Annotated in this window: 16 protein-coding genes, 2 tRNA genes and 1 CRISPR repeat array; of the genes, 9 read left to right on the top strand and 9 right to left on the bottom strand. The window is 35.0% G+C overall.

Annotation, left to right across the window (positions count from 1 at the left end):
- Positions 1 to 17 precede the first annotated feature (17 nt).
- On the bottom strand, positions 18 to 671 hold the full coding sequence (locus LOK78_RS07805; protein WP_232634518.1) for a class I SAM-dependent methyltransferase: 654 nt from the start codon (positions 669 to 671) through the stop codon (positions 18 to 20).
- Positions 671 to 1,201, bottom strand: a complete 531-nt coding sequence (locus LOK78_RS07800) for an RNA methyltransferase (RefSeq protein ID WP_232634517.1) — start codon at positions 1,199 to 1,201, stop codon at positions 671 to 673. The genes LOK78_RS07805 and LOK78_RS07800 overlap by 1 nt, the downstream gene beginning before the upstream one ends.
- A 120-nt stretch (positions 1,202 to 1,321) precedes the next feature.
- On the opposite strand from LOK78_RS07800, the gene mutS reads away from it, so the two are divergent.
- The 5 genes from mutS to cas2 all read left to right on the top strand — a co-directional run bounded on the left by mutS (position 1,322) and on the right by cas2 (position 5,524).
- Positions 1,322 to 3,931, top strand: coding sequence for a DNA mismatch repair protein MutS (gene mutS, locus LOK78_RS07795; protein ID WP_232634516.1), 2,610 nt, complete (start codon positions 1,322 to 1,324; stop codon positions 3,929 to 3,931).
- A gap of 95 nt (positions 3,932 to 4,026) precedes the next feature.
- Positions 4,027 to 4,098: transfer RNA gene (locus tag LOK78_RS07790), tRNA-Gly, on the top strand.
- Positions 4,099 to 4,121: 23 nt separating this feature from the next.
- A tRNA-Leu gene (locus tag LOK78_RS07785) sits at positions 4,122 to 4,205 on the top strand.
- 114 nt (positions 4,206 to 4,319) lie between these two features.
- On the top strand, positions 4,320 to 5,204 hold the full coding sequence (gene cas1 / locus LOK78_RS07780) for a type II CRISPR-associated endonuclease Cas1 (protein ID WP_232395720.1): 885 nt from the start codon (positions 4,320 to 4,322) through the stop codon (positions 5,202 to 5,204).
- Positions 5,205 to 5,218: 14 nt separating this feature from the next.
- Complete coding sequence (cas2, locus tag LOK78_RS07775) at positions 5,219 to 5,524, top strand: CRISPR-associated endonuclease Cas2 (protein ID WP_232395721.1); 306 nt, start codon at positions 5,219 to 5,221, stop codon at positions 5,522 to 5,524.
- A gap of 185 nt (positions 5,525 to 5,709) precedes the next feature.
- Positions 5,710 to 6,930: direct repeats of the CRISPR family, unit length 36 nt; unit sequence AATATCGTGTTCTCTAATCTCTAATCAAACCACAAC.
- Positions 6,931 to 7,381: 451 nt separating this feature from the next.
- Here cas2 and LOK78_RS07770 read toward each other — a convergent pair.
- The 6 genes from LOK78_RS07770 to LOK78_RS07745 form a co-directional block, all read right to left on the bottom strand.
- A complete protein-coding gene (locus LOK78_RS07770; protein WP_336245961.1) occupies positions 7,382 to 7,630 on the bottom strand; it encodes a GIY-YIG nuclease family protein in 249 nt (82 codons plus the stop codon).
- Positions 7,631 to 7,675: 45 nt separating this feature from the next.
- Entirely contained in the window at positions 7,676 to 11,038 is a 3,363-nt protein-coding gene (cas9, locus tag LOK78_RS07765; RefSeq protein ID WP_232395722.1) for a type II CRISPR RNA-guided endonuclease Cas9, read from the bottom strand.
- Between the two features lie 1,362 nt (positions 11,039 to 12,400).
- Positions 12,401 to 13,594: a primase-helicase family protein gene (locus LOK78_RS07760; protein WP_232395723.1), complete on the bottom strand. Its 1,194-nt coding sequence runs from the start codon at positions 13,592 to 13,594 to the stop codon at positions 12,401 to 12,403.
- 7 nt (positions 13,595 to 13,601) lie between these two features.
- Positions 13,602 to 13,928 carry a hypothetical protein gene (locus tag LOK78_RS07755; protein WP_232395724.1) on the bottom strand — a complete coding sequence of 109 codons (327 nt, stop codon included), beginning with the start codon at positions 13,926 to 13,928 and terminating at the stop codon, positions 13,602 to 13,604.
- Positions 13,918 to 14,217, bottom strand: a complete 300-nt coding sequence (locus tag LOK78_RS07750) for a helix-turn-helix domain-containing protein (RefSeq protein ID WP_232395725.1) — start codon at positions 14,215 to 14,217, stop codon at positions 13,918 to 13,920. Before LOK78_RS07750 ends, LOK78_RS07755 begins: the two co-directional genes overlap by 11 nt.
- A gap of 128 nt (positions 14,218 to 14,345) precedes the next feature.
- A complete protein-coding gene (locus LOK78_RS07745; protein ID WP_232395726.1) occupies positions 14,346 to 15,026 on the bottom strand; it encodes a hypothetical protein in 681 nt (226 codons plus the stop codon).
- Between the two features lie 153 nt (positions 15,027 to 15,179).
- Between LOK78_RS07745 and LOK78_RS07740 the strand changes: the two genes are divergently transcribed.
- Entirely contained in the window at positions 15,180 to 17,276 is a 2,097-nt protein-coding gene (locus LOK78_RS07740) for a hypothetical protein (protein ID WP_232395727.1), read from the top strand.
- Positions 17,273 to 18,055: a PoNe immunity protein domain-containing protein gene (locus tag LOK78_RS07735; protein ID WP_053969819.1), complete on the top strand. Its 783-nt coding sequence runs from the start codon at positions 17,273 to 17,275 to the stop codon at positions 18,053 to 18,055. The genes LOK78_RS07740 and LOK78_RS07735 overlap by 4 nt, the downstream gene beginning before the upstream one ends.
- Positions 18,056 to 18,129: 74 nt before the next feature.
- Here the strand turns inward: LOK78_RS07735 and LOK78_RS07730 are convergent, their stop codons facing one another.
- Entirely contained in the window at positions 18,130 to 19,383 is a 1,254-nt protein-coding gene (locus tag LOK78_RS07730; protein WP_232395728.1) for a tyrosine-type recombinase/integrase, read from the bottom strand.
- A gap of 240 nt (positions 19,384 to 19,623) precedes the next feature.
- Between LOK78_RS07730 and mgrA the strand changes: the two genes are divergently transcribed.
- Together mgrA and LOK78_RS07720 are read left to right on the top strand one after the other, a co-directional pair.
- Complete coding sequence (gene mgrA, locus LOK78_RS07725) at positions 19,624 to 20,622, top strand: L-glyceraldehyde 3-phosphate reductase (RefSeq protein WP_232634515.1); 999 nt, start codon at positions 19,624 to 19,626, stop codon at positions 20,620 to 20,622.
- A 57-nt stretch (positions 20,623 to 20,679) separates the two neighbouring features.
- Entirely contained in the window at positions 20,680 to 23,493 is a 2,814-nt protein-coding gene (locus tag LOK78_RS07720) for a helix-turn-helix and ligand-binding sensor domain-containing protein (protein WP_232634514.1), read from the top strand.
- Positions 23,494 to 23,699: the final 206 nt, after the last annotated feature.

Raw genomic sequence — 23,699 nt, 5'->3', positions numbered from 1 at the left:
AATAGCAGTTAAATTATTTATGAGTAAAGTGTCGTCACAATCCGCCCTTTCTGATTGTCCAGCGTTATTTCATTTAAGATTTGCTGGGTTTTAGGGGTGAAATTAAATGGTGGTTGTAAAAGATCCACCCCGCTTTTTTGTTTCAATCTAATGCCTTGACCCGAGATTATATCCTTGTTTGGAGTAAAATCTCCCGTAGGAAGGTGCTCCGTGAGTATGATGTATTTATATGAAACTATTTTGTTTAGAATGCGCTGTATTTCTGCGTTGGAAAGGTGCTGGAGAACTTGACGCAGAATAACGCAATCAGCGGGAGGGAGGTAGTCTTTGGAAATATCCAATGTGTAAAATTCCTGGTCTTTTTCCGTGAATAGCGTTTTGTTTCTTTCAATCAAGGATGCTACAATATCAATGCCAATATATTTTTGAGTAAATTGAGCTAATTGCCTGCCTATATTAAAATCGCCACAGCCTAAATCACAAACAATCAATGAGGGGTCAAAGTTTTTTAGAAAAGCCGAAACAGAATCGACATAAGGCTCGACTATTTTTGGGTCGTGAGACCCTTCGCCCGAATAGAAATCATGTGGGTGTCCGCCCCAAAGGTGTTGGTCATAAATTTGTTCCATGGCCGCCTTAGTAGGCCAAGGTTGTTTGGGTCTATTGGACACTAATGGTTTATTTTACTGAATAGATCCCATATCACCACGCCGCAACTTACAGAGATATTTAAGGAGTGTTTGGTTCCAAATTGTGGAATTTCCAACACCAAATCACTATGACTAACCACTTCCTGTGATACCCCTTTTACTTCATTTCCAAATACCAGAGCATAGGTAGTTCCTGGGTCTGGTTGAAAATCATTTAGCATGGTAGCGTTTTCAGCTTGTTCTATGGAAGCTATTTGAACGCCCTCCTCTTGTAGTTTTTTGACCAAATCCAGGGTGTTTTCTACATATTCCCAAGCCACAGTCTCTGTGCTGCCCAAAGCTGTTTTGTGAATATCTTTGTGTGGTGGTTTGGCAGTGATACCGCACAAGTATATTTTTTCTATTAAAAAAGCGTCACTTGTCCTAAAAACCGAACCGATATTATTCAAACTTCTAATGTTGTCCAGAATGACAATAATGGGTGTCTTTTCAGAAGATTTGAATTCTTCAATGCTTAATCGTTCTAACTCACTGTTTTTTAATTTACGCATGCGACCTTTGTGGATAAATGTAGATAACTTATAGGTTATCAGTTTCAAAAACCTTGAAAATATAGTTACTTTAGCAGCTATACTTATTGGCAAAAATAATAGAATAAAATCATTTAACCATTGGCTAAAAAAGCAAAAAAAGTAACCCCGTTAATGCAACAATACAATACCATTAAGGCAAAGTATCCTGATGCGTTATTGCTTTTCCGGGTTGGGGATTTTTATGAGACGTTTGGAGAAGACGCCGTTAAGGCAGCCAAGATTTTGGATATTGTTTTGACCAATAGAAATAATGGTGGAGAAAGAACCGAATTGGCTGGTTTCCCGCATCATTCTCTAAACACTTATTTGCCTAAATTGGTAAAGGCTGGTGAACGGGTAGCCATTTGTGATCAATTGGAAGACCCCAAACAAACTAAGACCATTGTCAAAAGAGGGGTGACAGAGCTGGTAACTCCAGGTGTGGCTTTGAATGATGAGGTACTAAGGTCCAAATCCAATAACTTTCTCTGCGCTGTACATTTTGATAAAAAGTATATCGGAATTAGCTTTTTGGATATTTCTACTGGTGAGTTTTTAACCTCTCAGGGAGACGAAGAGTATATCGATAAGCTGCTTCAGAATTTTGGGCCAAGTGAAGTTTTGGTTTCCAAACAAAAAAGAAGAGAGTTTGCAGAGGCTTTTGGTGATGATCACCATACATTTTATATGGAAGATTGGGTATATCAGCCTGATTATGCCAATGAAACCCTAACAAGGCATTTTGACACCAAATCTCTCAAAGGCTTTGGAATTGATAATTTGTATGAAGGGATTATTGCTTCAGGAGCAGTCCTGCATTATTTAGGGGAGACGCAGCATCATAAACTAGAGCATATTACTTCGATAAGTAGAATTGCAGAGGATGAATACGTTTGGATGGATCGCTTTACGATTAGAAATTTAGAGTTGTACCATTCCAATAACCATGCGGCGGTGACCTTACTGAATATTATCGATAGAACGATAACACCCATGGGAGGACGTATGCTTAAAAGATGGTTGGCACTTCCCTTAAAAAACATAGAAAAAATCAACCAGCGACACCAAGTTGTTCAGTATTTAAAGGACAATCAAACGGTCTTGCAGAAGTTACAGGGCCAGATAAAGCATATAGGCGATATTGAACGTTTGATTTCAAAGGTGGCTACGGCTAAGGTAAGTCCGCGAGAGGTGATTCAACTCAAAAATTCCTTGGAAGCCATCGTGCCTATAAAGGCTATGGCTTCTAATAGTGAAAATGAATCGCTTCGTGCCATTGGCGATATGTTGCAGAGTTGTGATGCCCTAAGGCAGAAAATCAAGGAGATGCTCAATGAGGATGCTCCGGTCAATGTGTTAAAAGGGCATACCATTGCAGAAGGCTATTCGGCAGAGTTGGATGATTTAAGAAAGCTTTCCAGTTCTGGGAAGCAGTATTTGGATGAGATGCTGGATCGTGAAAGTGAACGCACGGGGATTCCGTCGCTTAAAATTGCTTCCAACAATGTATTTGGATATTACATTGAAGTCAGAAATACTCATAAGGATAAGGTGCCTCAAGAATGGATCAGAAAGCAAACATTGGTAAATGCAGAACGCTATATAACCGAAGAGCTTAAAGAATATGAATCCAAGATACTAGGTGCCGAAGAACGTATTTTGACGATCGAGCAACAATTGTTTGGAGAACTGGTTTCCTGGATGAGTCAATATATCAAACCCGTGCAGCAAAACGCCTTTTTAATAGGACAGTTAGATTGTCTTTCAGGGTTTACCCAATTGGCTCAAGAAAATAATTATACCTATCCCATTATTGATGAATCGCATGATTTGGATATCAAAAATGGTAGACATCCGGTTATTGAAAAACAATTGCCGCCTAGTGAGGCTTATATTGCCAATGATGTACTCTTAACAAGAGATGACCAGCAAATCATAATGATTACAGGTCCTAATATGTCTGGTAAATCGGCCATCTTACGTCAAACGGCTTTAATTGTTTTGATGGCGCAAATAGGAAGTTTTGTTCCAGCCGAATCGGCCAAATTGGGATTGGTTGACAAGATTTTTACTAGGGTAGGAGCCAGTGATAATATTTCTATGGGCGAGTCTACTTTCATGGTTGAGATGAATGAAACGGCGTCTATTTTGAATAACATCTCGGATAGGAGTTTGGTGTTATTGGATGAAATAGGTCGTGGAACAAGCACCTATGATGGAATTTCCATTGCATGGGCCATCACCGAGTATTTACATGAGCATCCAGCCAAACCAAAAACGTTGTTTGCGACCCATTATCACGAGTTGAATGAGATGAGTGAAACGTTTGGTCGTATCAAGAATTTCAATGTATCTGTCAAAGAGTTGAAAGATAATGTGCTGTTTTTAAGAAAGCTGGTAGAAGGAGGTAGTGAGCATAGTTTTGGAATCCATGTTGCGAAAATGGCAGGGATGCCACAACAGGTCATTCGTAGGGCAAATAAAATCTTGGAAAAACTTGAAAAGTCCCATTCCAGTGAAGAGTTGACCGACAAAGTAAAGACTTTAACAGATGATTTACAATTGAGTTTCTTTAATTTGGATGATCCTTTATTAGAACAAATTAAGGAGGAGATTTTGCACACAGATATTGATACGTTGACACCAGTTGAGGCTTTAATGAAGCTCAATGAAATCAAAAGAATGCTCGTGAAAAAAAAGCAGGCTTAAATAATTTGTATTATTTTTTAAAAAAGGCTTTGCTTTTCATTTAAAAATTTTAAATTTGCATCCGCATTTAGATAAATGCACGTTCATAAAATACTGCGAAAGTAGCTCAGGGGTAGAGCATCACCTTGCCAAGGTGAGGGTCGCGGGTTCAAATCCCGTCTTTCGCTCTGGGTTTACCACAAAATACGATGCAGAAGTGGTGGAATTGGTAGACACGTTGGACTTAAAATCCAATGAACATTAGTTCGTGCGGGTTCAAGTCCCGCCTTCTGTACTAAAAAGATCCGTAACAGGCTTGATTGACAAGTAGTTGCGGATTTTTTGTTTTTGTTTTTGTACGGTTTTTGTATAGTTGCGATGATTAAAGGAATTTATCATATTTTTAAATATGTTAAAAAAGTCTATTCTCGTAGAGAGAAAAACGCAAATCAACTGTAAGCTTAATCAATTAATTTTAAAAAATGACCTAAGAGAAGCCAGTATACCTATTGAGGATATTGGATTTATAGTTATAGATCATCCTGAGGTTTATCTTAGTATCACAGCTATGAACATGTTGATAGACAATAATGCCTCTGTTATTGTTTGCGACCGGTCACATCTACCCAATGGTATGTTTCTTAATCTAAACAGCCACCACATACAACAAGAATTGTTTAAGGCACAACTGGCCGCTAGTCTGCCTTTAAAAAAGCAACTTTGGCAACAGACTATTAAGGAAAAAATAAAAAACCAAGGGTTGTTATTACAGTATATTACCAAGGAAGATAATCACTTTGATTTTTTAAGAAACAAGGTATTAAGTGGTGATAGTAGCAATATGGAAGCCGTAGCTGCTAGTTACTACTGGAAGTCTTTTTTTGAAAGCACCTTCAAAAGGGAACGATTTGGCCACTACCCCAATAATTTTCTAAATTATGGCTATGCGATACTTAGAGCTGCAACAGCTAGGGCATTAAGTAGTAGTGGCCTTTTGAACACTATAGGTATTCACCATAGAAATAAGTACAATTCCTTTGCCCTTGCCGATGACATTATGGAACCTTTTCGCCCGCTTGTTGATGAACAGGTTCATTATATCATGGCCCATTATGAAGAACAGGAACTTAACACAACCATTAAGGCCGAATTGTTACATATCCTAACCCGAACGGTTTACTTTAAGGAAGAAAAAAGCCCTTTGATGGTTGGACTGCAAAAGACCGCTAGTTCTTTACAGCAATGTTTTACTGGTAACCGAAAGAAGATTAAATATCCCGCCCTGTGGAACTAAATGGTTATAGAATTATGTGGCTCTTTGTATTTTTTGATTTGCCAACCGAAACAGCTAAGGACAGGAGAAATGCAGCCGGGTTTAGGAAGAGCCTGATTAAGGATGGTTTTGCCATGATGCAGTATTCGGTTTATATCAGGCATTGTGCTAGTAGTGAAAGTGCCGATGTACATGAAAAGCGCGTGAGACGGTTGTTGCCACCGTTGGGTAAGGTAAGTGTACTACGTATTACAGACAAACAATTTGGTAACATCATGAACTTTTGGGGTAAGGCCGAAGTACCCAAAGAGCCTCAACCAACACAGCTTGAGCTTTTCTGACTATGTGGTTTTGAGAACGGGGAAGCGTCAAGTTGTGTTATGAGATTTTTCACTAGGTTCAAAATGACACACTTTTTATAAATAAGAAAATGCTTCAATCTTACCTTAATCCAGTAAAAAAGAAGCATTTTTTATCACGATATTTAGGGTTATTCCACTGATTACTAGAAGGCGACAGGCCTACTAATATCGTGTTCTCTAATCTCTAATCAAACCACAACGGTTTCAATGCAAAACAAATTCTTTTCATTAATATCGTGTTCTCTAATCTCTAATCAAACCACAACTATGATATATACATCTAGTACGTACCTTTTAATATCGTGTTCTCTAATCTCTAATCAAACCACAACAAAGCATACGCTTAGAAAGAGCGGATTAATAATATCGTGTTCTCTAATCTCTAATCAAACCACAACTTAGATCATAAGCTATCGATAATATACCTAAATATCGTGTTCTCTAATCTCTAATCAAACCACAACCAAAGGTACGCCAGCCATTTGCAGGTTACGAATATCGTGTTCTCTAATCTCTAATCAAACCACAACTACATCTAATCCATAAGCCTCTACTAAGTCAATATCGTGTTCTCTAATCTCTAATCAAACCACAACCATAAAACAGAAATCAAATTATTGTCTTGAAATATCGTGTTCTCTAATCTCTAATCAAACCACAACAGCATTCACCTATGCAATTATATCACACTAAATATCGTGTTCTCTAATCTCTAATCAAACCACAACTCACTTGAAGCCTCTAAAATAAAACCTTCTAATATCGTGTTCTCTAATCTCTAATCAAACCACAACTAGGGATGCTATTTTGGCATCCTTTACTTAATATCGTGTTCTCTAATCTCTAATCAAACCACAACCAGGAACGTTGCCTACAACTTCTGCAAGAAAATATCGTGTTCTCTAATCTCTAATCAAACCACAACTAATTTTCTAATTGGTGAAATAGTTGTGAGAATATCGTGTTCTCTAATCTCTAATCAAACCACAACGGAATATTTAATTCTACATCGTCTATATCAAATATCGTGTTCTCTAATCTCTAATCAAACCACAACTGTGGTTGTATCTTGTGTTGTCATGATTTAATATCGTGTTCTCTAATCTCTAATCAAACCACAACTACCTCCTACCTTTCCATGCATTATTAACGAATATCGTGTTCTCTAATCTCTAATCAAACCACAACTTTTACCAGGTCGTTAAAAAGTACCATGTAATATCGTGTTCTCTAATCTCTAATCAAACCACAACAAGCGGTTGCATGTTTACCGGCACAAAAATAATATCGTGTTCTCTAATCTCTAATCAAGCCACAACGAAAGAAGTGAAAGAGTATGCAAGTAAAATAATATCGTGTTCTCTAATCTCTAATCAAACCACAACTATCTTGACCGTTGTACTGCAATTTAAGTGAATATCTTATTGGGTACGCCGAATCTGCGATTTCTTATCTCTAATTAGATCATTGCTATAATCATTTGAGTTAGAATCCTTATTTTTGATACATAAACGCTTCGCGATTTAAAATTCAAGAATTACGTTTACAAGGAGAGGGAGAATTTTATTCACCCTTTTTTATTTACTTCCTAATCAGCTTGATAGGTATCTGTATTTGATGATTCATAAAATGTCAATGAACCTTGGCTTTGTCATTTCAAACGAGGTCCGATCGAACGAGGTCCGAGGAGAAATCTCATAACAACAAAACGTTTTCTTTATGTGATTTCTCGCTCCGCTCGAAATGACAAATCTAAATGTTCTTTAAAAATCTGTCTTCCAAAAACTCAAAATCACTATTAAACGAACGTATCAAATCCAGTTTCTTTTCCCTACGTCATTTTTTCAATTCTTTCTCTCTTGCTATGGCATTTTGAACCCAAGTAAACTTTTCATAATACACCAAGTGTTTTAAATTATATTTGGCTACAAAGGTGTTTTCCTTTTGTTCTATGCTTTCTGTATGTTGTTGTAACCTGACACTTGGGTTATTTGTCATTCCTGTATAAAAGGTAGACCTATAATCATTGGTCATAATGTACACATAATAGGTGTGAAACCCTTGATCTTCATTATAGTTTATCATATTGAATGCTTTTATGTGATTTCTCCCTTTGGTCGAAATGACAAACTAGACTTTTTCTATTTTTCCAGACGCTGTCACCTTAACTTTGATAGGGGTGAATGTAAACCACCCTGTTTTACCAGAACCAAAACCACGTATTTGCTTGTATTGACTGTCTGTAACCGTTGAAGACGTATGTTTTCGGAAAAAATAATCTCCAGACGTTAACTTTTGGACTCTATAAAGATGTTCATTTAGATAGGAATAATCTGGTTGTTCCCAATTAATCTCATCTTCCTGTAGTCCCAATAGAAACATATCATTGATCTGTAAGGTGGTTACTATTTCTTTGCCATCACTTGGTAATTGGTAAACAGATTGTCCCGTTCTTTTTAGCTCTACCGCTGTCCAAAAAGTAATCACCTCTTCTTTTAGGTTGCCCTTATTATCTAGATAAATTAAAACATGATGGTTATTCCTAGGGTTTACCCATTGATTTATATTATCTTTAAGCTGTTCCGCACCACCAATGTTTTCTTTCATTCGCACTTTTTTGACTGGTACAGGTTTTCCATTTTTATTAGGGAGGAAAATTTGTGGTTGCTTGACTCCTTCCTCATCAACAATAAAGAAGGTTCCTTCTGGTATTTTTCCTTTTACGAAACCACCTAAATGGTGTATTCTTTTAAAAATCAATTCCTTTATTTTTTCATCCACTACTTTTTCCAATTGTTTTTCTGTGGATAGACTGTCTATGGGTTTGCGTATATGGAAGGCTTCTTCACTATAAGGCGCCGACCGCTTACCAAACACAGTTTCTTTATGCAGCTGGCCTCTTGCTGCTACACCCAAGTTTTTAAAAGTCTCTCCGTTTTTTTCTGTCTTGAAGTATCTTTTGGTGATGACGTTTTTTTGCTTTTTGTGGGACACCAAAATTTGCTCAACGGCTTGTTCTGTATGATAACGGAAACCAGCCCAAGGAAGTGGAAAGTTTCTTAACTCTCCTTGCCTATCATAACGATTCCACCGGCTAAGCTCTTGAAGGTAGCTTATTTTACTACAGGCCATCACCAAAGCATCAATGGCATGATGCCTGTGGTCTTCTCTTGTTTTTTGGTTTTCATCATTTAGTACGCTATTAAGCCCCCAATAATGTCTTAGGTTTGAGGTCATCTGTCCTGGAGCTACTGTAACTTTATCACAGATTTGTTTTAAATACTCTTTTGCTTCTCGACTTATATAGCGCGTATCATTGAGCTGACGGGTGGTGAAATCATCTTCAAATTTTTGTTGCACAAACCTCTTGAACTTTTGGTATGCATTAGGGTATTGTTTTGTATCTGCAAAGAGTTTGAGAGCTCGTTCTTTTATTGCAGCCCAGTTTGCCTCATCATTTCCATAATATTCAAACGGTGTTTTATTTCCTTTGTTTCTGTTCTCGTTGGCCTCACAAAGTGTTTTATTCATAAAACTATCGTTTAGGGATCTACTCCATGGATGGATGTGTTCTATTTGCCATTGCCCTGTAAAGAGCTCTGCTATAGGTATTTGCCTCCCTGTATAAGGGCAAGTATTTTTACACTCTTCCCACAATTTGTATTTTAGAATATTTTCATGTGTTATTTTTGTGTATTTTTCTACTTCTGCTTTTACCCTATCGTTTTCTCTTTCCAGCCTTTGTTGCTCTAATCGAATTTTATTGCGTTTGCTTTTTGATACCTTAAGGTCTCTTGCCATTTCTACTTTTATTTCATTAATGGTGCCATAGGTATCGATGAGTTCATTCACCAACTTTCTTAACTCAAATAATGCTGTAACCACAATAGGATTTCGTAACTGCTGTATTTGTTTGTCTGCTTCGGCTCCAATTGGTAGTTTGGCAACTTTATCATTTGATTGGATATTTGTTGAATGGTGGTACAGTTTTTTTAATTGCTTCTCTGACAATCCAAATTCCTTCTTTAATAGTTTCTTTAGGTCTTCTATAAAGCCTCCTTTTATTCCAGATCTAACGATGTCTGGAACATTGTCCCGTAAAAACTGCTTATCTTCTTCTGGGAGTTCTTGCCAATCTTTACCAATGGCATTCTTAATACCACCTAAAACAACTGCTACATCATAGTTAAAACCTCTTTCAAGAAATGGTAATATGTTGGAAATGGCTTTCCTGCTTAAACTACTGTACCCGTCTTTAAGGTTGAAGTTTGCTATGGCCATTGCTTTGTTATTGTCAAAGCCCCAATGCTCCATGGCATACTTTTGTAATAAGTCTTTGTTATCAAAAAAATAAAGTATGTGCCAAATTTCTTCTTGCTCCTTTTCGGTCTTTTCAAACCATGATGAGCCGAAAAACTTTTTATGGGACAAGTTGGAAATGGTATGAGTGCCTACTATTTTGTCCTCTGCTTTGTAATTGAATTTGTAATGGGCTTCACTCTTACCTATTGCCTTTTGAAGTTCCTTGAATGCGGGCTTTTCTTTTTTGAGCAATACTTGAATCATTTCCGTTCTTTCCTCTTGACTTATTTTCTGCCCATTGCATTCAACGGTATTTACCCATTGGTAAATGCGAAACAGTTCAAAAGGGATGGCACTAATAGGGCATTTGGTTTTACTTGGTTCAAATGTACAATTGCCTACCAAATGTTTTTGGGATTTTAAAGGTCTTTGATGAAAAAGTATCCCGTCGACATTATAACCGTCTAATTTTCTTCCACCAACCTTGGCCTTAAGATCGTTTGTTAATTCTGGGTGATAAGAGGCTTGTTTATCCCAAATCTGTTCAAACTCATCTACGTACATCTGTCTGGTAGTGTATCTGTTTCGAATGCGCTCTAAGCCGTCTTGGTATGGTTCATTTTCTCTAGGTGCGATTTCATACAAATAAGAGCCCAATGTTTTGTCTTGAATACTTTCTCTTGTTTCATCTATACCTATCTTTCCTTCTTTAGGTTTTCCTTTAAAGATTGTACCGTCATCTTTACCGCTTTTTCTACTATTACTTAAAAACCCTCGCCTCTGAATCAAATGATATAACAAACGACCTAATTCTTCTAGTTCTAATTTCTCAGAGAGCCCCTTATGACGTATCTCATAAGGATTCATAGCAAACCATTCTGCCAATTTCCCTTCAGGAAAGCGTTTCGTTTCCTTCCAGTGCTCAAAGTCCGTTTTTGATAGCGGACACATATCATGGTCTGAAAGAATCTTTAACAGCATTTTCTTTCTGAGCCGTCTTCTAAAAAATTGTCGTCTTGTGCCTCTAGCATCAGTACGGCTCGCATTTTTAGACATTTCATTGTCTCCCTCACCTGGGTTCACTACGCCAATAGGAAAAATGCGGCTACCTAATCCTAATATTTTGTTATTCTCAATGAGTGCCCAACCAATACTATTGGTACCCAAGTCTAAGCCTAAAATTTTTGTCATGTTATAGTCAGTTCGTTTAGTTTTTATATATTTGAGATGTGAAAAGAATTTCTAATCTCTAATCTTATCACAATAAGGCTATATGCCGTAGATGAAAATCTTTAGTCCTGCTTCGGTAGGACTTTTTTATTTTCATTTTTTCTTAGGAGAGACCTTAAATATAATTGTTTATAATAAATAAACAATAACTAATCTTTTACATGGTCAAATTGTATTGATTGTAAACTCTTATTTAATTGATTTTTCTTGTTTAATTTTAAGGTTGCATTATTTCGTGTTGATTGTTGATATTTAGGTTAGATATTTGCAATTCAATGTGTTATGCTTGTGTGTGTATTCAACATCGGATCGACGATAAATTATCTTTTAGTTAAGGTTATTATAAATGGATGCCTAAGGCAGTGTATTAAATTTTTTGAAGAATTTAAAGAGCGGGGTTCAATTCATAATTAGTTATAAATTCATTGAATTGCCTATAGTGATCTTTCCTAACTAAGAGCTACTAATTAATGGTGGTATTGGGTAGCAAGATTTGAATCTAATTAAGTAAGCAACGAAAAAAAATCCGTTGCTTTGATTGGTTTTTTTGGTTTGTAACTGCAACAATATGGTTCTTTTATCCTAGAAATTATGGATGAGCATTACAGAAACGAAAAATGATTTTCGTTGCTTATGTTGGTTTTTAGGGTTGTGAATTGAGCTATATGGTTAATTTAACCTTCATTTATAGGTAACCATTGCAACAACGTAAAAAATCCTGTTACTTTGGTTGGTTTTCTGTTAGGAACCACAGCTATATGTTTGTAATGGCATGGGCAAATAGGTAAGCATTGCAGCAACGTAAAAAACCGTTGCCTTTTTGGTTGGTTTTCGGTTCGGGACCTTGGCTATATGGTTGTTGTGCCATGTGGTTAATAGGAAAGCATTGCCGCAACGAATAATAATTTCGGTTGCTTTGGTTGGTTTTTCGGTTTGTAATCGCAACTAAATGGTTCTTTTACCCTGTAAATTATGGGTAACCATTGCAGCAACGTAAAAAAAATCTGTTGCTTTGGTTGGTTTTCGATTAGGAACCACGACTATATGGTTGTGTTTTTGGTTGGTTTTCGGTTTGGAACCGTGGCTGGGTGGTTGTTATGCCACAGGGCTTATAGATAACCATTGCAGCAAAGAAAAGTAACGTCGGTTGTTTGTGGCTCTATAATCTCACAAGGGCTAGCCTAATGTAAAAGTTATAATTTAAGATTGGCTGTTAATTGGTGTTGAAATTGGCTCATGTTGATGTATTGTTGAAAAAGTGTAGCACACAAGCGCTTTTGGTGAGTGGTAATTGATGTGGTTTTGTCAACAAATCAACAGGAGTTAGATGAAAAAGTCTTTTCTGTTAAACGTATAGTATCTTCCCTTGATATTTGTACACTCTACGAAATAGGAATTATTTATTGGGTTAATCGTTAAGTGGTATTTTGGGTAAGAGCCATTTTTGCTTTCAACTTTGAAAATTTTCTTTACAACCTCTGAAACTTTTGAAGTTGAAACTCTGATATTGTTTTTGGTCAGTTTTTCAACTAAATCAGACAATGAGTATTTCATTTCATCTTGCTCGAATTTGACAAAATCATCCAAAATCAGTTCCTTGATTTCTTTATCCAATTGTGATCTATTGCCATGAACTAAAGTTGATAGCGCTTCTGTATAAATTTCCTCCTTTGTGAACCACATTCGAGTTCTTCTTTTGGACGTTATTTTACGATTGTTTAAATGGTTTACAAAGTAGGGGAGTTCCTTTTTTAAGTCTTCTAATAAATCAGGATTCTCGTTATCGTCAGTTAGGGACGGTATCTTTCTTACCCAGTATCTTATTTCGGATTCATCAATTCGTATAAAATTTTCTTCATTATTTGAGCATAGGATAAATTTTCCGAAAAAAGGGTTTTCAGCCTTGTCAATCCCCTTGGATTCCATTTTAAAGGTAGTTGATGTTGAGAGGTTTTTAAGTCTTTCACTGTCTTCCTTTTTGTCTAGAAGGACTTCATCCACTGCTATAACTAATTTATTGGCCCAATCAGAGTTAAATTTGCTGCGAAAATCTTCATTTTTGTTGATTGTCATGTTGTTTTGAAATATGAGCTTTACATAGTTTAGGAAGGTTGTTTTACCTGTTTTTCTGTCTGAGCTAACTAAGCAAAGTATGGGTAAAATATGTGTGGGCTTTTGCCATAATATTGTTAGATAATCCAAGCCTAAGGATAATTGTTCTCCAAAAATATGTTTTAAAAATTCCAGTGTTTTATTGAATTTTCCTTCGCTGAATTGATGTTCTATCCTTTCATATCGGTTATAAAAGTTCCCAATTATTTGTTGATAATTATTATGCGATGGAATTAAGCAAAATCCATCAAATTTGGGGATTTCTGCTAGGAAGTCTTTACCTTTATCAGTTATTATTTCGCTTTTTTTCCATCTAGTTAAAGCATTGTAGCTGTCTCCGCTGTGTAAGGGAACAACGACTTTTTTGTAATACTCTGTACCTATTCGGGTATAATTATTTTTCATTTTTCTATTAGGCTTTTGTTAGTTTTATATGAGCAATCTTTTTGTCTCCTACTGTTTCTTTAAAATTGTATTCAATTAAAGCTGTGTCAATTGAGCTATCTTCCTTGTACAGTTTTTCCATTTCATTGTGAATTGCTTGAAGGTAGGCCTTCGGGCTTCTTTCGACCATGCGTTTAGCTTTGTCTATGTCCAGAATACATTTGTCAATGATTTGAGAATAATTTCCTGTACCAACTAGATTAAAAGATAAATCAGTTAGTGAATAACATACCTTTGATAGCAAATTGGGGATGTTTTTGATGATGTCTGGTTGTGGTTTGGCATTATTTTTCATTAGAGCTATAAATTGGGGTTAAACATTCTATTAACTCTGCTTTCTTGTAATACCTCCTTGCACCGATGGCATAGGCTTTTACCTTGCCTTTGTTTGTCCAATGATAAAGAGTGCTTTGGTCGATTTTTAGAAACTTGCTTGCCTCTTCTCTTGTAAGAAGTTCATCTTGAGAGTTTGGGATGAAAATGGACTTACCGAAGTCATGTAGTTGACTTCTCACTACTCCTTCAACCAATTTTTCTAATTGGTCAGAAGAAAGCTGGCTTAAAATAATTTTTTGACTATTCATAAAATTTATAATTATTAAATTAATATGAGCCAAAAGTATTCTAGCCGAGTTGATTGCTATGAAGAGAAATTGCGCTTAGTAAAGCGAGAAAATGTGCTTTTTTAGCATCGGTTTTGTGTTATTATAATTTAAATGTCTGGTTCTCTGTTAAAAACATTTTTGTATAAATATTTAAATACAATGAATTTTTGATGTGTTGCTGTATGAGCTTGTTTTGAGTCTATGCGGTCTAAATGGATTTTATGGCAAGAGAGTTCTTTTAAAAACCTAGGTTGGGTGCAGTGTATTAGTCCTGTTTTATCCATAGCGTAGAATAAAAAACTAAAATTTGCAGAATGTTTAGTATTATAATCTTTGTGGTCATTTAAATACTGAATAAACAATTCTTCCGCTTTTTTGCTGTTAAAAACATCTTTAACGTAGTCGTCTTCTAATTTAAGCTCTGATTCAATGGGTACTGGGCGTTTTTTGGACTTTGGGTTGTTATTGATAGAGTTAAAAAATTCTTCTAAATTCTTTAAAAGAGCTTTTAGTTCATTTCTAGAAATGGCTGTTGATTTTAAATAACTTCCTTGAAATACATCGATCGAAAGTGTTTTAATTGGAGAATTGTTCTTTTTGAGTTCCTTAAGCTCAATCAAAACCATCTCAATTCCATTCTTCAAATACTGAAGATTGCTAAAGCCATATTTTTCTTTATTTTCTCTTAGGAGGAACTCAAGATGATCGAGAAAATAATCCTTGTTGTTTAGGTAGCCATGAGCCAATTCCAGGAATATGTCCTCTTTGGTTTTAAATGGATTGGGCATTTTATATGATTTGAGTAAAATTAGATTTTAAAAGACCTGAGTTTTTGAGTACGGCATAAAGTGCACTAGAATTGGTAAAATTACGTATTTCTACGTATTGTAAGAATTATATTGCTTATATAGTTTTGAGGAATAACCTTTAATTTAAAAATTATGAAGCATTTGAAAAAATCAATTTATTTAATTTTAGTTGCGTTTTTTGTTACTTTTTATAGTTGCCAAACTATAGAGGAACCAGATCTTGGTACCGAAAAATTTGAAGCATTGGATGGTTATAGTCATTCCATAGTGAGTTTAGAGGATTTGATGGATAAACCTGACATAGTCGCAAAGCTGGATGCTTTATCTTCGGAAGATTTAAATTCCAATATTAATCAGCAATATTCTAGGGAAATTTATAACCAAGAATACGGGTTTTCAATAAACACAGATTGGGTAAAGTTGATTACAGATCCTAATAGTGATTACCATTCTTTTAGTTTTTTGGTTTTTCGTGATAATCCAGCAAATAACCATGTAGAAAATTTGGTTTTTTCATATGTCGGTGATGGTAAGTATGATGTTTTTATGGTTGAATTCTCTTTTTCTAGGGAAGAATATTCAACTTTAGATTTGCAAAGTTTGGATAATTTAAACACAACCTTTACATCAATAATATTTGATGAATTAGATTTAGAACAATCTTCAAAGGTAAGTGCTCAGTTTGTATGTGTTGAAACTTGGCAATGGCATGAACAAACTACGCCTCATGATGGTCAAGTTCATGGAGCAAACTGTACAGATCCTAGATGCTTAAATGGAGGGAGTTGGGAGTTGGAATCTAATTCTTGTACTTGGGTTACCCAAGGAGGAGGGGATTCCTCACCAACAACTTCAACACCGGACCCTGGATGCTCTTGTGGAGCCTCTTCTTCATCTGGGGGTAATATCCTTCCGTTTGTTGTTAGTCCCAATTTAATAGATCAGGGTATCTACTTAAATCTTAATTTAAGTGCGCTATTGGATTTGTCTAATGATGATGTTGAAATTGTTGATTGGTTGAATAATGAAATTAATTGGATAGATGCTCAAGCTATTTTGGATTATATATTAGACAATGAAGGATGTAATGTGTTAAGTGTTAATCAGGGCAATATTTCTGAGGAATGTGCCATTGCCTTAGAAAAAGCCTTGATGACTTTGGAGTTAAGATCTACAACAGATGATAATTGGGATTATAGTCAAACAGGTAATTATTCAGGCAATCCAGCATTGTCATATGTTGCTACATATCAATTGCCAAATAATGAAGGAATGTATTATTTGATGAGCAATGAAGATTTAGTTCTTTTTGCAACTCAGCAACCAAGAATAATAAATCCTTCCAGCGAGTTGACTATAGCTCCATCTGATATTCCCTTGGATGAAGCATATCATTACATGTATAGCTATTCTGAGAATGAATGGTATGAATATGGTTTGCCTAGTTTTGATCCAGATTGTCTGTCTTGCGATATAAACTCATTTTTTGAATCAGTAATAGAGAACTCTTTAGTTATTGCAGGGAGATATTTTCTGCCAGCTGAAGATGTGATTATTTTAATTACAGGAGAAGACTTTTATGGTGTTGATTCTAGTAGAGCGGTAGCTGGTGGATTTATTTTAGTTGATATTATTCCAGGAGCGGCCTTAGTAAAAGGTCTCAAGTTGATAAAGTATGGAGATGAACTTATTCAAGCAGGAGAATTAATAGTTAAATATGTTGACAATACATTTAAGACACAAAAACAAATAATAGATAATGTTCTTGATGGCGTGGATTGGTTTGAACTTGATTTAAATAATTCAACTGTAAGGAAAGGTAATTTTGGTGAAATGACCACTGATGTAAGGCTGTTTGAAAGAGGTTATGAGGCAAAGCATACTAGAGCTATAGATTTGGATGATACTTCGGTTACCAACGGGGGTATTGATGGAATTTTTGAGAATACTACAAATGGACAATTTTTAATTGTTGAAAGTAAATATACATCTAATTACAACGTGAATCCTCAATCACTTTTAGGTGATACTTCAGATGGAATTCAAATGAGCCAACCCTGGATTCTATCTAGTAATCGAATAACTAATGCTGTAAATGGCGATTTGTTATTGAGTTCTCAAATATCACAAAATTATATTAGTATTTTAAATGTTGTATTTCCTGACGGGACAAATATTTTTTATATTTTAGACGAATTAGGCAATGTAGTTGATGTTTATAACCCATGAATTTAAAGCAAAGAGATCCTTTTAAGAGCTATAGTTATTTCAAAGAATTGGTGGACAGAGAAGTTAAGGATTTGGAAAAAATTGAACGTAGGTTTGAAAAAGATAAAAATTCCTTGGATGTGAAGATTTTGCAAAGGCAAGAGAAATTATATTTTGATTTTTTTAGAAATCTTTTAATAGCCAAATATTCTAAAGGGGATGATTTTTCAAAAGATGAGGTAAAAAAAATCCTTAAAAAATCTGCAATGTATTTCCTATCTCACAGGAAGCATGGTGGCCTAAGTTTGGCATATGTGCTAAAGGATAGAAAACCATTGTATTATGGGCAATATGTTTATAATGTTTATGTTGCGCTGATTCAGCTTTTGTCAATTGCTAGATTAATTCTTCCTCCAAATGACGAATATTTTATCTTATTTCATGAACAATTTGAGAGGGATAATGTAAAGGATTTGTTGTTAGAATATTTAGTGTATCCAAACGTAAATCTCAACTTTGAAGAAAGTGAAAAAGCCTATGTTGATATTGATAAGAACTTTGGCCATTTAAAAAAAGTAATTCAAGAAGGTGATAAGATAAATTTATTAAGTGAACTTAAATTTTTCTTGGAAAATAAATGGTATCAATGTCTTAAAGGGTCGGGCTATTATGGAACCCATAAGAGCAACGAAATTCATCGAGGTTATTGGTGTTTTTTAGCGGCTGCTATCGTGAAAATTGAAAATTTGAATGATGAAACGCTTCGTGGAAATATTTATTATCCTGATGATTTAAATTGATTTTTATATTTAGGAAAGCTTGCGTTTGGTAATGCAGGCTTTCTTAATTTATCTTAAAGCGTATTCTTCTATCGTCAAAAGAATTTAGATATCTCTAAAGCTAAATCTTTATTGCTCTTCCCAATGTATTTAAGAAACATTGCTTCCGTGCTGTGTCCAGTAATATACATTAGGAATGTGGTAGGAATAATTCCATAGTGATTAGTGGCGAAAGATCTCCTGCCAATATGAGACGAAACTAATTCGTATTTTGGAAATTCCCCAGAAATTTTACGATAAATTTTACTGTCCTTTTTAGTCTCCTGTTTTTTACTTCCTTTAATGATTTGATTGATTTTTGCTAAAGCACATAAATCTTTTATGTATTTATTGTATTTCTGGTCAGATATTGGTCTTGGGAAGTTTCCGTCTCTTCTGCTTAAAATCTTCATGATTTTTTGGTGCACTGGAATGGTCATTATTTTTCCAGTTTTCTTTTGCGTAAATTCAATTAGTGGCTTGTTTTTTTCGAACCTAATCATGGATTTATCAAATCTCATGAAATCGGAAACTCTTTGACCGCAGTAGCAGCTGATTAATAGCCAGTCTCTTGCATTTGTAAGGCTTTCGGTAAGTTTATTTTCATCAATAGATTCTATGGAGGTTATTTCCTTTTCATTTAGGTAAATATGATCGGGTTTGAGGTATTTAGGTTTGATGGCATCTATTTGGTGGCTAATTGAATGCCCGTTTAATTTAGCATGATTGCATACCGTTTTGATGGTTCTAAGTGCCTTTGCAATGGTATTGGACGAATAGTGATTGTTTAAACAGAAATCTTCGAAGTTATCTTTGAAGGCAAGATTTACTTCATTTATCTTGGTTTTTCTTTGTGTATAATTATCAAATTTAATGACTAGGTTTTTCACCGTAGTATATTTTTTTATGGAGCTATCGGAAATTTCTTTTCCTTTAATTCTTAGAAAATCTTCGAAATATTCTACTAGTCCGTCAGTAGGTTCTTCTATAAAATCATTTTCCTCTTGGTAGTAGGCTTCTAATTGGTTGTTGAGCCACTTTTTGTCAATAAGATTTGGGTTGGAGTTGTGGAATTTTTTTAGAAGAAAACTTTCAATTTTATCAAGTTCGTCGTTAACTTTTTTTCTTTCATTTAAAATATCTATATCCTTTAATCTTTTTAAATTATGTTTCTTCCAGTAATTTTTTGAAACGACAAGTTTAGTTTTTGTGCCGATCACTTTATCTTGGTTATTAATTCTAAAAAGAAGTCTTAAATTTAATGGAGCATAATCTTTTGTAGATCTGTAGAGGAAATTAATGGAGGCCATAATTGTACGATTTTTGTACGGTAAAAATACGTTTAATACAAAAACATGCAAACACATTCAAGATTTAAATTGCTTATGAATCTTCTAAAGCTATGTAAATAAAGAGAAGTTTGATTGTTTTAGGGTGTTTTAAGATGTTCAATATTTGAAAAGTTCAAGTCCCGCCTTCTGTACAAAAGCCTTAATCATGTTTGATTAAGGCTTTTTTTATGCCTAAATTTGAGATATAATATGTCTATTATGTCCTACACACCTTCCGAAACCAGATACCAAAACATGACCTACAGACGTTGTGGGAACAGCGGTTTGCTATTACCCGAGATTTCTTTGGGTCTTTGGCACAACTTTGGTCATGTTGATGATCTATCCAATTCCAAGAGAATTCTGCATACAGCTTTTGATCATGGCATTACCCATTTCGATCTGGCTAATAATTATGGACCGCCCCCGGGTTCGGCAGAAGCGAATTTCGGTAAGATACTAAAGCAAAGCTTTCAGGGGTATAGGGATGAAATGGTGATTTCTACAAAGGCAGGTTATTATATGTGGCCCGGACCTTATGGGGAATGGGGTTCCAAAAAATATTTGGTTGCTAGTTTGGATCAAAGTTTAAAACGGATGGGATTGGATTATGTGGATATTTTTTACAGCCATAGGCCAGATGATCAAACACCACTTGAAGAAACCATGGCCGCGTTAGATTTAATTGTAAGACAAGGTAAGGCTTTGTATGTAGGGATTTCTTCTTACAATGCCGCAGATACCAAAAAGGCAGTGGCTATATTGAAAGATTTAGGTACTCCTTGTTTGATACATCAACCTAGATATAATATGATGGATCGCTGGGTAGAGAATGGTTTAATAGACGTTTTGGAAGATGAAGGTATCGGATGTATTCCTTTTTCGCCTTTAGAACAGGGGATTTTGACTTCCAAATATCTTAAAGGTATCCCAGAGGATTCCCGTGCTGCAAAAACTTCTGGGTTTTTACAAAAGGATCAAGTGACTCATGAAAAAATAGCCAAGGCTATGGAATTAAACAAAATGGCCCAAGAACGAAATCAATCCCTTGCCCAAATGGCCGTAGCCTGGTTACTGAAGGATAAACGAGTTACTTCCGTATTAGTTGGGGTGAGTAGTGAAAAGCAACTCTTGGATAATTTGGGAGCTCTAGTTAATAAGAATTTTTCAAAACAAGAACTGGAGATTATTGAGAGCATCTTGACAACAGATTTATAACTACAATCTTCATTTAATCGGTTCAATTCGAAGATAGTTTGTATTATTGTTATACAGATGAAATCACTTTTTCTTAATCGAATATACTTCACAACTCTAGTCGTCATTTTAACTATGATGGTTCAGGGTGTATGCCAAGAATTGCCGCCTATTGAAGTATATACCCCAAAGGATTATGGGGCAGAAAATCAAAATTGGTCCATTTCCCAATCCAATAATCAGTATATATATGTAGGAAATAATAAAGGGTTGCTGGAATTCAATGGAGCTCAATGGAATCTTTATCCCTCACCCAATGAAACCATTATAAGATCGGTTTATTCCTTGGATGATATGATTTTTACAGGCTGTTACATGGAATTCGGGGTGTGGCGTAGAAATGACGTGGGAAGGTTGAAATATGATTCATTATCGGCCCAACTTAACAAGGCGTTAATTGATGATGAGCAATTCTGGAAGATTTTTTCCATAGATGAGTATGTCCTATTTCAATCCCTAAACCGTATCTATATTTATAGTTTAAAGGATGAAACTTTTAATATCATTGATTCTAAAATTGGTATCACCAAAATGTACGAGGTAGACGGTAAGGTCTATTTTCAAAGCATAGGCGAGGGGCTTTTTCAGATTGATAATGGTATAGCGGTTTTGGTTTCCAATCATTTGATCTTAAGGGATGCTAATATTATTAATGTTTACAACAAAGGAGGTAATTTACTTGTGCAAACCATGGAAAGTGGTTTTTATGTCTTAGAAGGTTCAGTAATTGAAAAGTGGCAAATTCCTGCAAATGAATTGTTGTCAAAAGTAGGGGTGTATTGTAGTATTAAGCTTCATGATGGAAGTTTTGCTCTGGGGACTATTTCAAAGGGCCTAATTCATCTAACTACAGATGGTGAGGCTAATTACGAAATAAATCAAGCAAAGGGATTGAGTAATAATACGGTTTTGGCCTTATTTGAAGATCAAGAGAATAATATTTGGTTGGGTCTGGATAACGGTATTAATTCTGTAAATATCACCTCTCCTTATAGGATTTACACAGATGATAAAGGCACACTGGGTACAGTTTATGCCTCAATTATCTACCAAGGAAACCTCTATATAGGAACAAATCAAGGCTTATTTTATAAGCCCTTTCTTTCCAAAGAATCCTTTAAATTTATTGAGGGTACCAAAGGACAGGTTTGGTGTTTAAAGGAAATAAACAGCCAACTGTTTTGCGGACACAATCTCGGGACTTTTATAGTCAGTGGTAGTCAGGTTACAGAAATTTCCTCGATTGATGGAACTTGGGATATCAAGCCTATTCCAAAAACAAATTTATTGCTGCAAGGGAATTATAATGGATTGAATGTTTTGGAAAACCGTGGGGGTGAATGGAGATTCAGAAATAGGATAGAGGGATTTCAAAATTCTTCGAAGTATTTTGAACTTTTGGATGAACATACTGTATTTGTAAGTCATGAATACAAAGGAGTGTATAGAATTGAAGTGGATAACGATTATACAAAAGCACTTCAAGTTGAAAAGGATTCAATCAATAAGGGATTAAATTCTAGCATTGTTAAATACCAAGATAAAATACTATATGCATACAGGCAGGGTGTTTTTTCATATGAAAAACAATCAAATGTTTTTAGAAGAGATAGCGTTTTAAGTCAACTATTTCCTAATAATAAATACACTTCGGGTAAGTTGGTGGTTACTGATGATCAAATGTTATGGGGGTTCTCAAAGAAGAATTTAAGCTTTGTCGCTAAAGGTAAACTAACTAATGATTTGGAGGTTTACCATATTTCATTTCCTAGTGAGTTACGAAAGGGAATGACCGGATATGAAAGTATTTCAAGTCTTGGAGATTCAAAGTATTTGTTTGGTTCATCTACAGGTTATACGATTATTGATCTTAACAACATTGTAGAAAAGGAATATGAAATTACTATCAATACTATCAAAAATTACAAGTTAAATGAATCACCAAAATTGATTGGTTCTCATGATAATGCAGAATTTGAAACTAAGTCCAATAATTTTGAATTCACCTTCAGTATCCCTGAGTTTGATAAATTTCAAGAGCCTGAGTATCAATATCGTTTAGAGGGCTTTAATAATGAGTGGAGCGCTTGGTCAAATTCACCATCAGAATTGTTTGAAAATTTACCATTTGGAACCTATGCATTTAAGGTACGGGGAAGAGTGGGAGATAGTTTGACTACAAATACTTCAGAATATTCCTTTGTAATTAATCGTCCTTGGTATTTGTCCACAATTGCCATTATATTATATGTTATAGGCTTTATTATGTTGGCGTTACTTACTCATTTTATCTATAATAGATACTATAAGAATCAACAAGCAAAACTTCTTTTGGAAACTGAACGTGAGATGGAAATGAAGGAGATGGCTAGTAAGCAACAGTTCATGAAGCTTAAAAATGAAAAACTGGAGCAGGATGTTGATAACAAGAATCGTGAGTTGGCTATTTCAACAATGAGTTTGATTAAGAAAAATGAATTCTTACACACTATTAAAAATGAACTCAAAAAATCTAAGGAGGATAAGAATGTGAAATCCGTCATTCGAATCATTGATCGCAATTTGAATAACACAGATGACTGGACCTTCTTTGAAGAAGCCTTTAACAATGCTGATAAGGACTTTTTAAGGAAAATGAAAGCCAAACATCCTGCTTTGACCCCCAATGATTTGAAATTATGTGCCTATTTAAGGCTGAATTTGTCTTCAAAAGAGATTGCCCCATTATTGAATATTTCTCCTAAAAGCGTGGAAGTTAAACGCTATCGTTTGCGAAAAAAGATGGATTTACCGCATGATGCTAGCTTAACAAATTACATTCTTGAAATTTAAGACCTTAACAGTTTTAAAAAACACCCATACATTACCACTACATTAACATATTTTAAGCCAACTAAAACGTTTTAGGTTAATTTTTTTAACTTTTCTCAAACCGCAGTTTTAAAGGGTTTGTATTGTTATATTCTTAAAAAAAACACTAAAATATACATTGTATGTTTTTTGTTGTGTATGTTTTTGAATAATTCGCAATGTATTGT

Source organism: Mangrovimonas futianensis (assembly GCF_021245805.1).
GTDB classification, from domain to species: domain Bacteria; phylum Bacteroidota; class Bacteroidia; order Flavobacteriales; family Flavobacteriaceae; genus Mangrovimonas; species Mangrovimonas futianensis.
Note: the sequence above shows the minus strand (reverse complement) of the source record. Positions and strands in the feature narration are given on the sequence as shown.

Coding starts and splice junctions, on each gene's coding strand:
- LOK78_RS07800 (WP_232634517.1), bottom strand. CDS start 1,201: ATGCGTAAATTAAAAAACAGTGAGTTAGAACGATTAAGCATTGAAGAA.
- cas1 (WP_232395720.1), top strand. CDS start 4,320: ATGTTAAAAAAGTCTATTCTCGTAGAGAGAAAAACGCAAATCAACTGT.
- cas2 (WP_232395721.1), top strand. CDS start 5,219: ATGTGGCTCTTTGTATTTTTTGATTTGCCAACCGAAACAGCTAAGGAC.
- LOK78_RS07770 (WP_336245961.1), bottom strand. CDS start 7,630: ATGATAAACTATAATGAAGATCAAGGGTTTCACACCTATTATGTGTAC.
- cas9 (WP_232395722.1), bottom strand. CDS start 11,038: ATGACAAAAATTTTAGGCTTAGACTTGGGTACCAATAGTATTGGTTGG.
- LOK78_RS07760 (WP_232395723.1), bottom strand. CDS start 13,594: ATGAAAAATAATTATACCCGAATAGGTACAGAGTATTACAAAAAAGTC.
- LOK78_RS07755 (WP_232395724.1), bottom strand. CDS start 13,928: ATGAAAAATAATGCCAAACCACAACCAGACATCATCAAAAACATCCCC.
- LOK78_RS07750 (WP_232395725.1), bottom strand. CDS start 14,217: ATGAATAGTCAAAAAATTATTTTAAGCCAGCTTTCTTCTGACCAATTA.
- LOK78_RS07745 (WP_232395726.1), bottom strand. CDS start 15,026: ATGCCCAATCCATTTAAAACCAAAGAGGACATATTCCTGGAATTGGCT.
- LOK78_RS07740 (WP_232395727.1), top strand. CDS start 15,180: ATGAAGCATTTGAAAAAATCAATTTATTTAATTTTAGTTGCGTTTTTT.
- LOK78_RS07735 (WP_053969819.1), top strand. CDS start 17,273: ATGAATTTAAAGCAAAGAGATCCTTTTAAGAGCTATAGTTATTTCAAA.
- LOK78_RS07730 (WP_232395728.1), bottom strand. CDS start 19,383: ATGGCCTCCATTAATTTCCTCTACAGATCTACAAAAGATTATGCTCCA.
- mgrA (WP_232634515.1), top strand. CDS start 19,624: ATGTCCTACACACCTTCCGAAACCAGATACCAAAACATGACCTACAGA.
- LOK78_RS07720 (WP_232634514.1), top strand. CDS start 20,680: ATGAAATCACTTTTTCTTAATCGAATATACTTCACAACTCTAGTCGTC.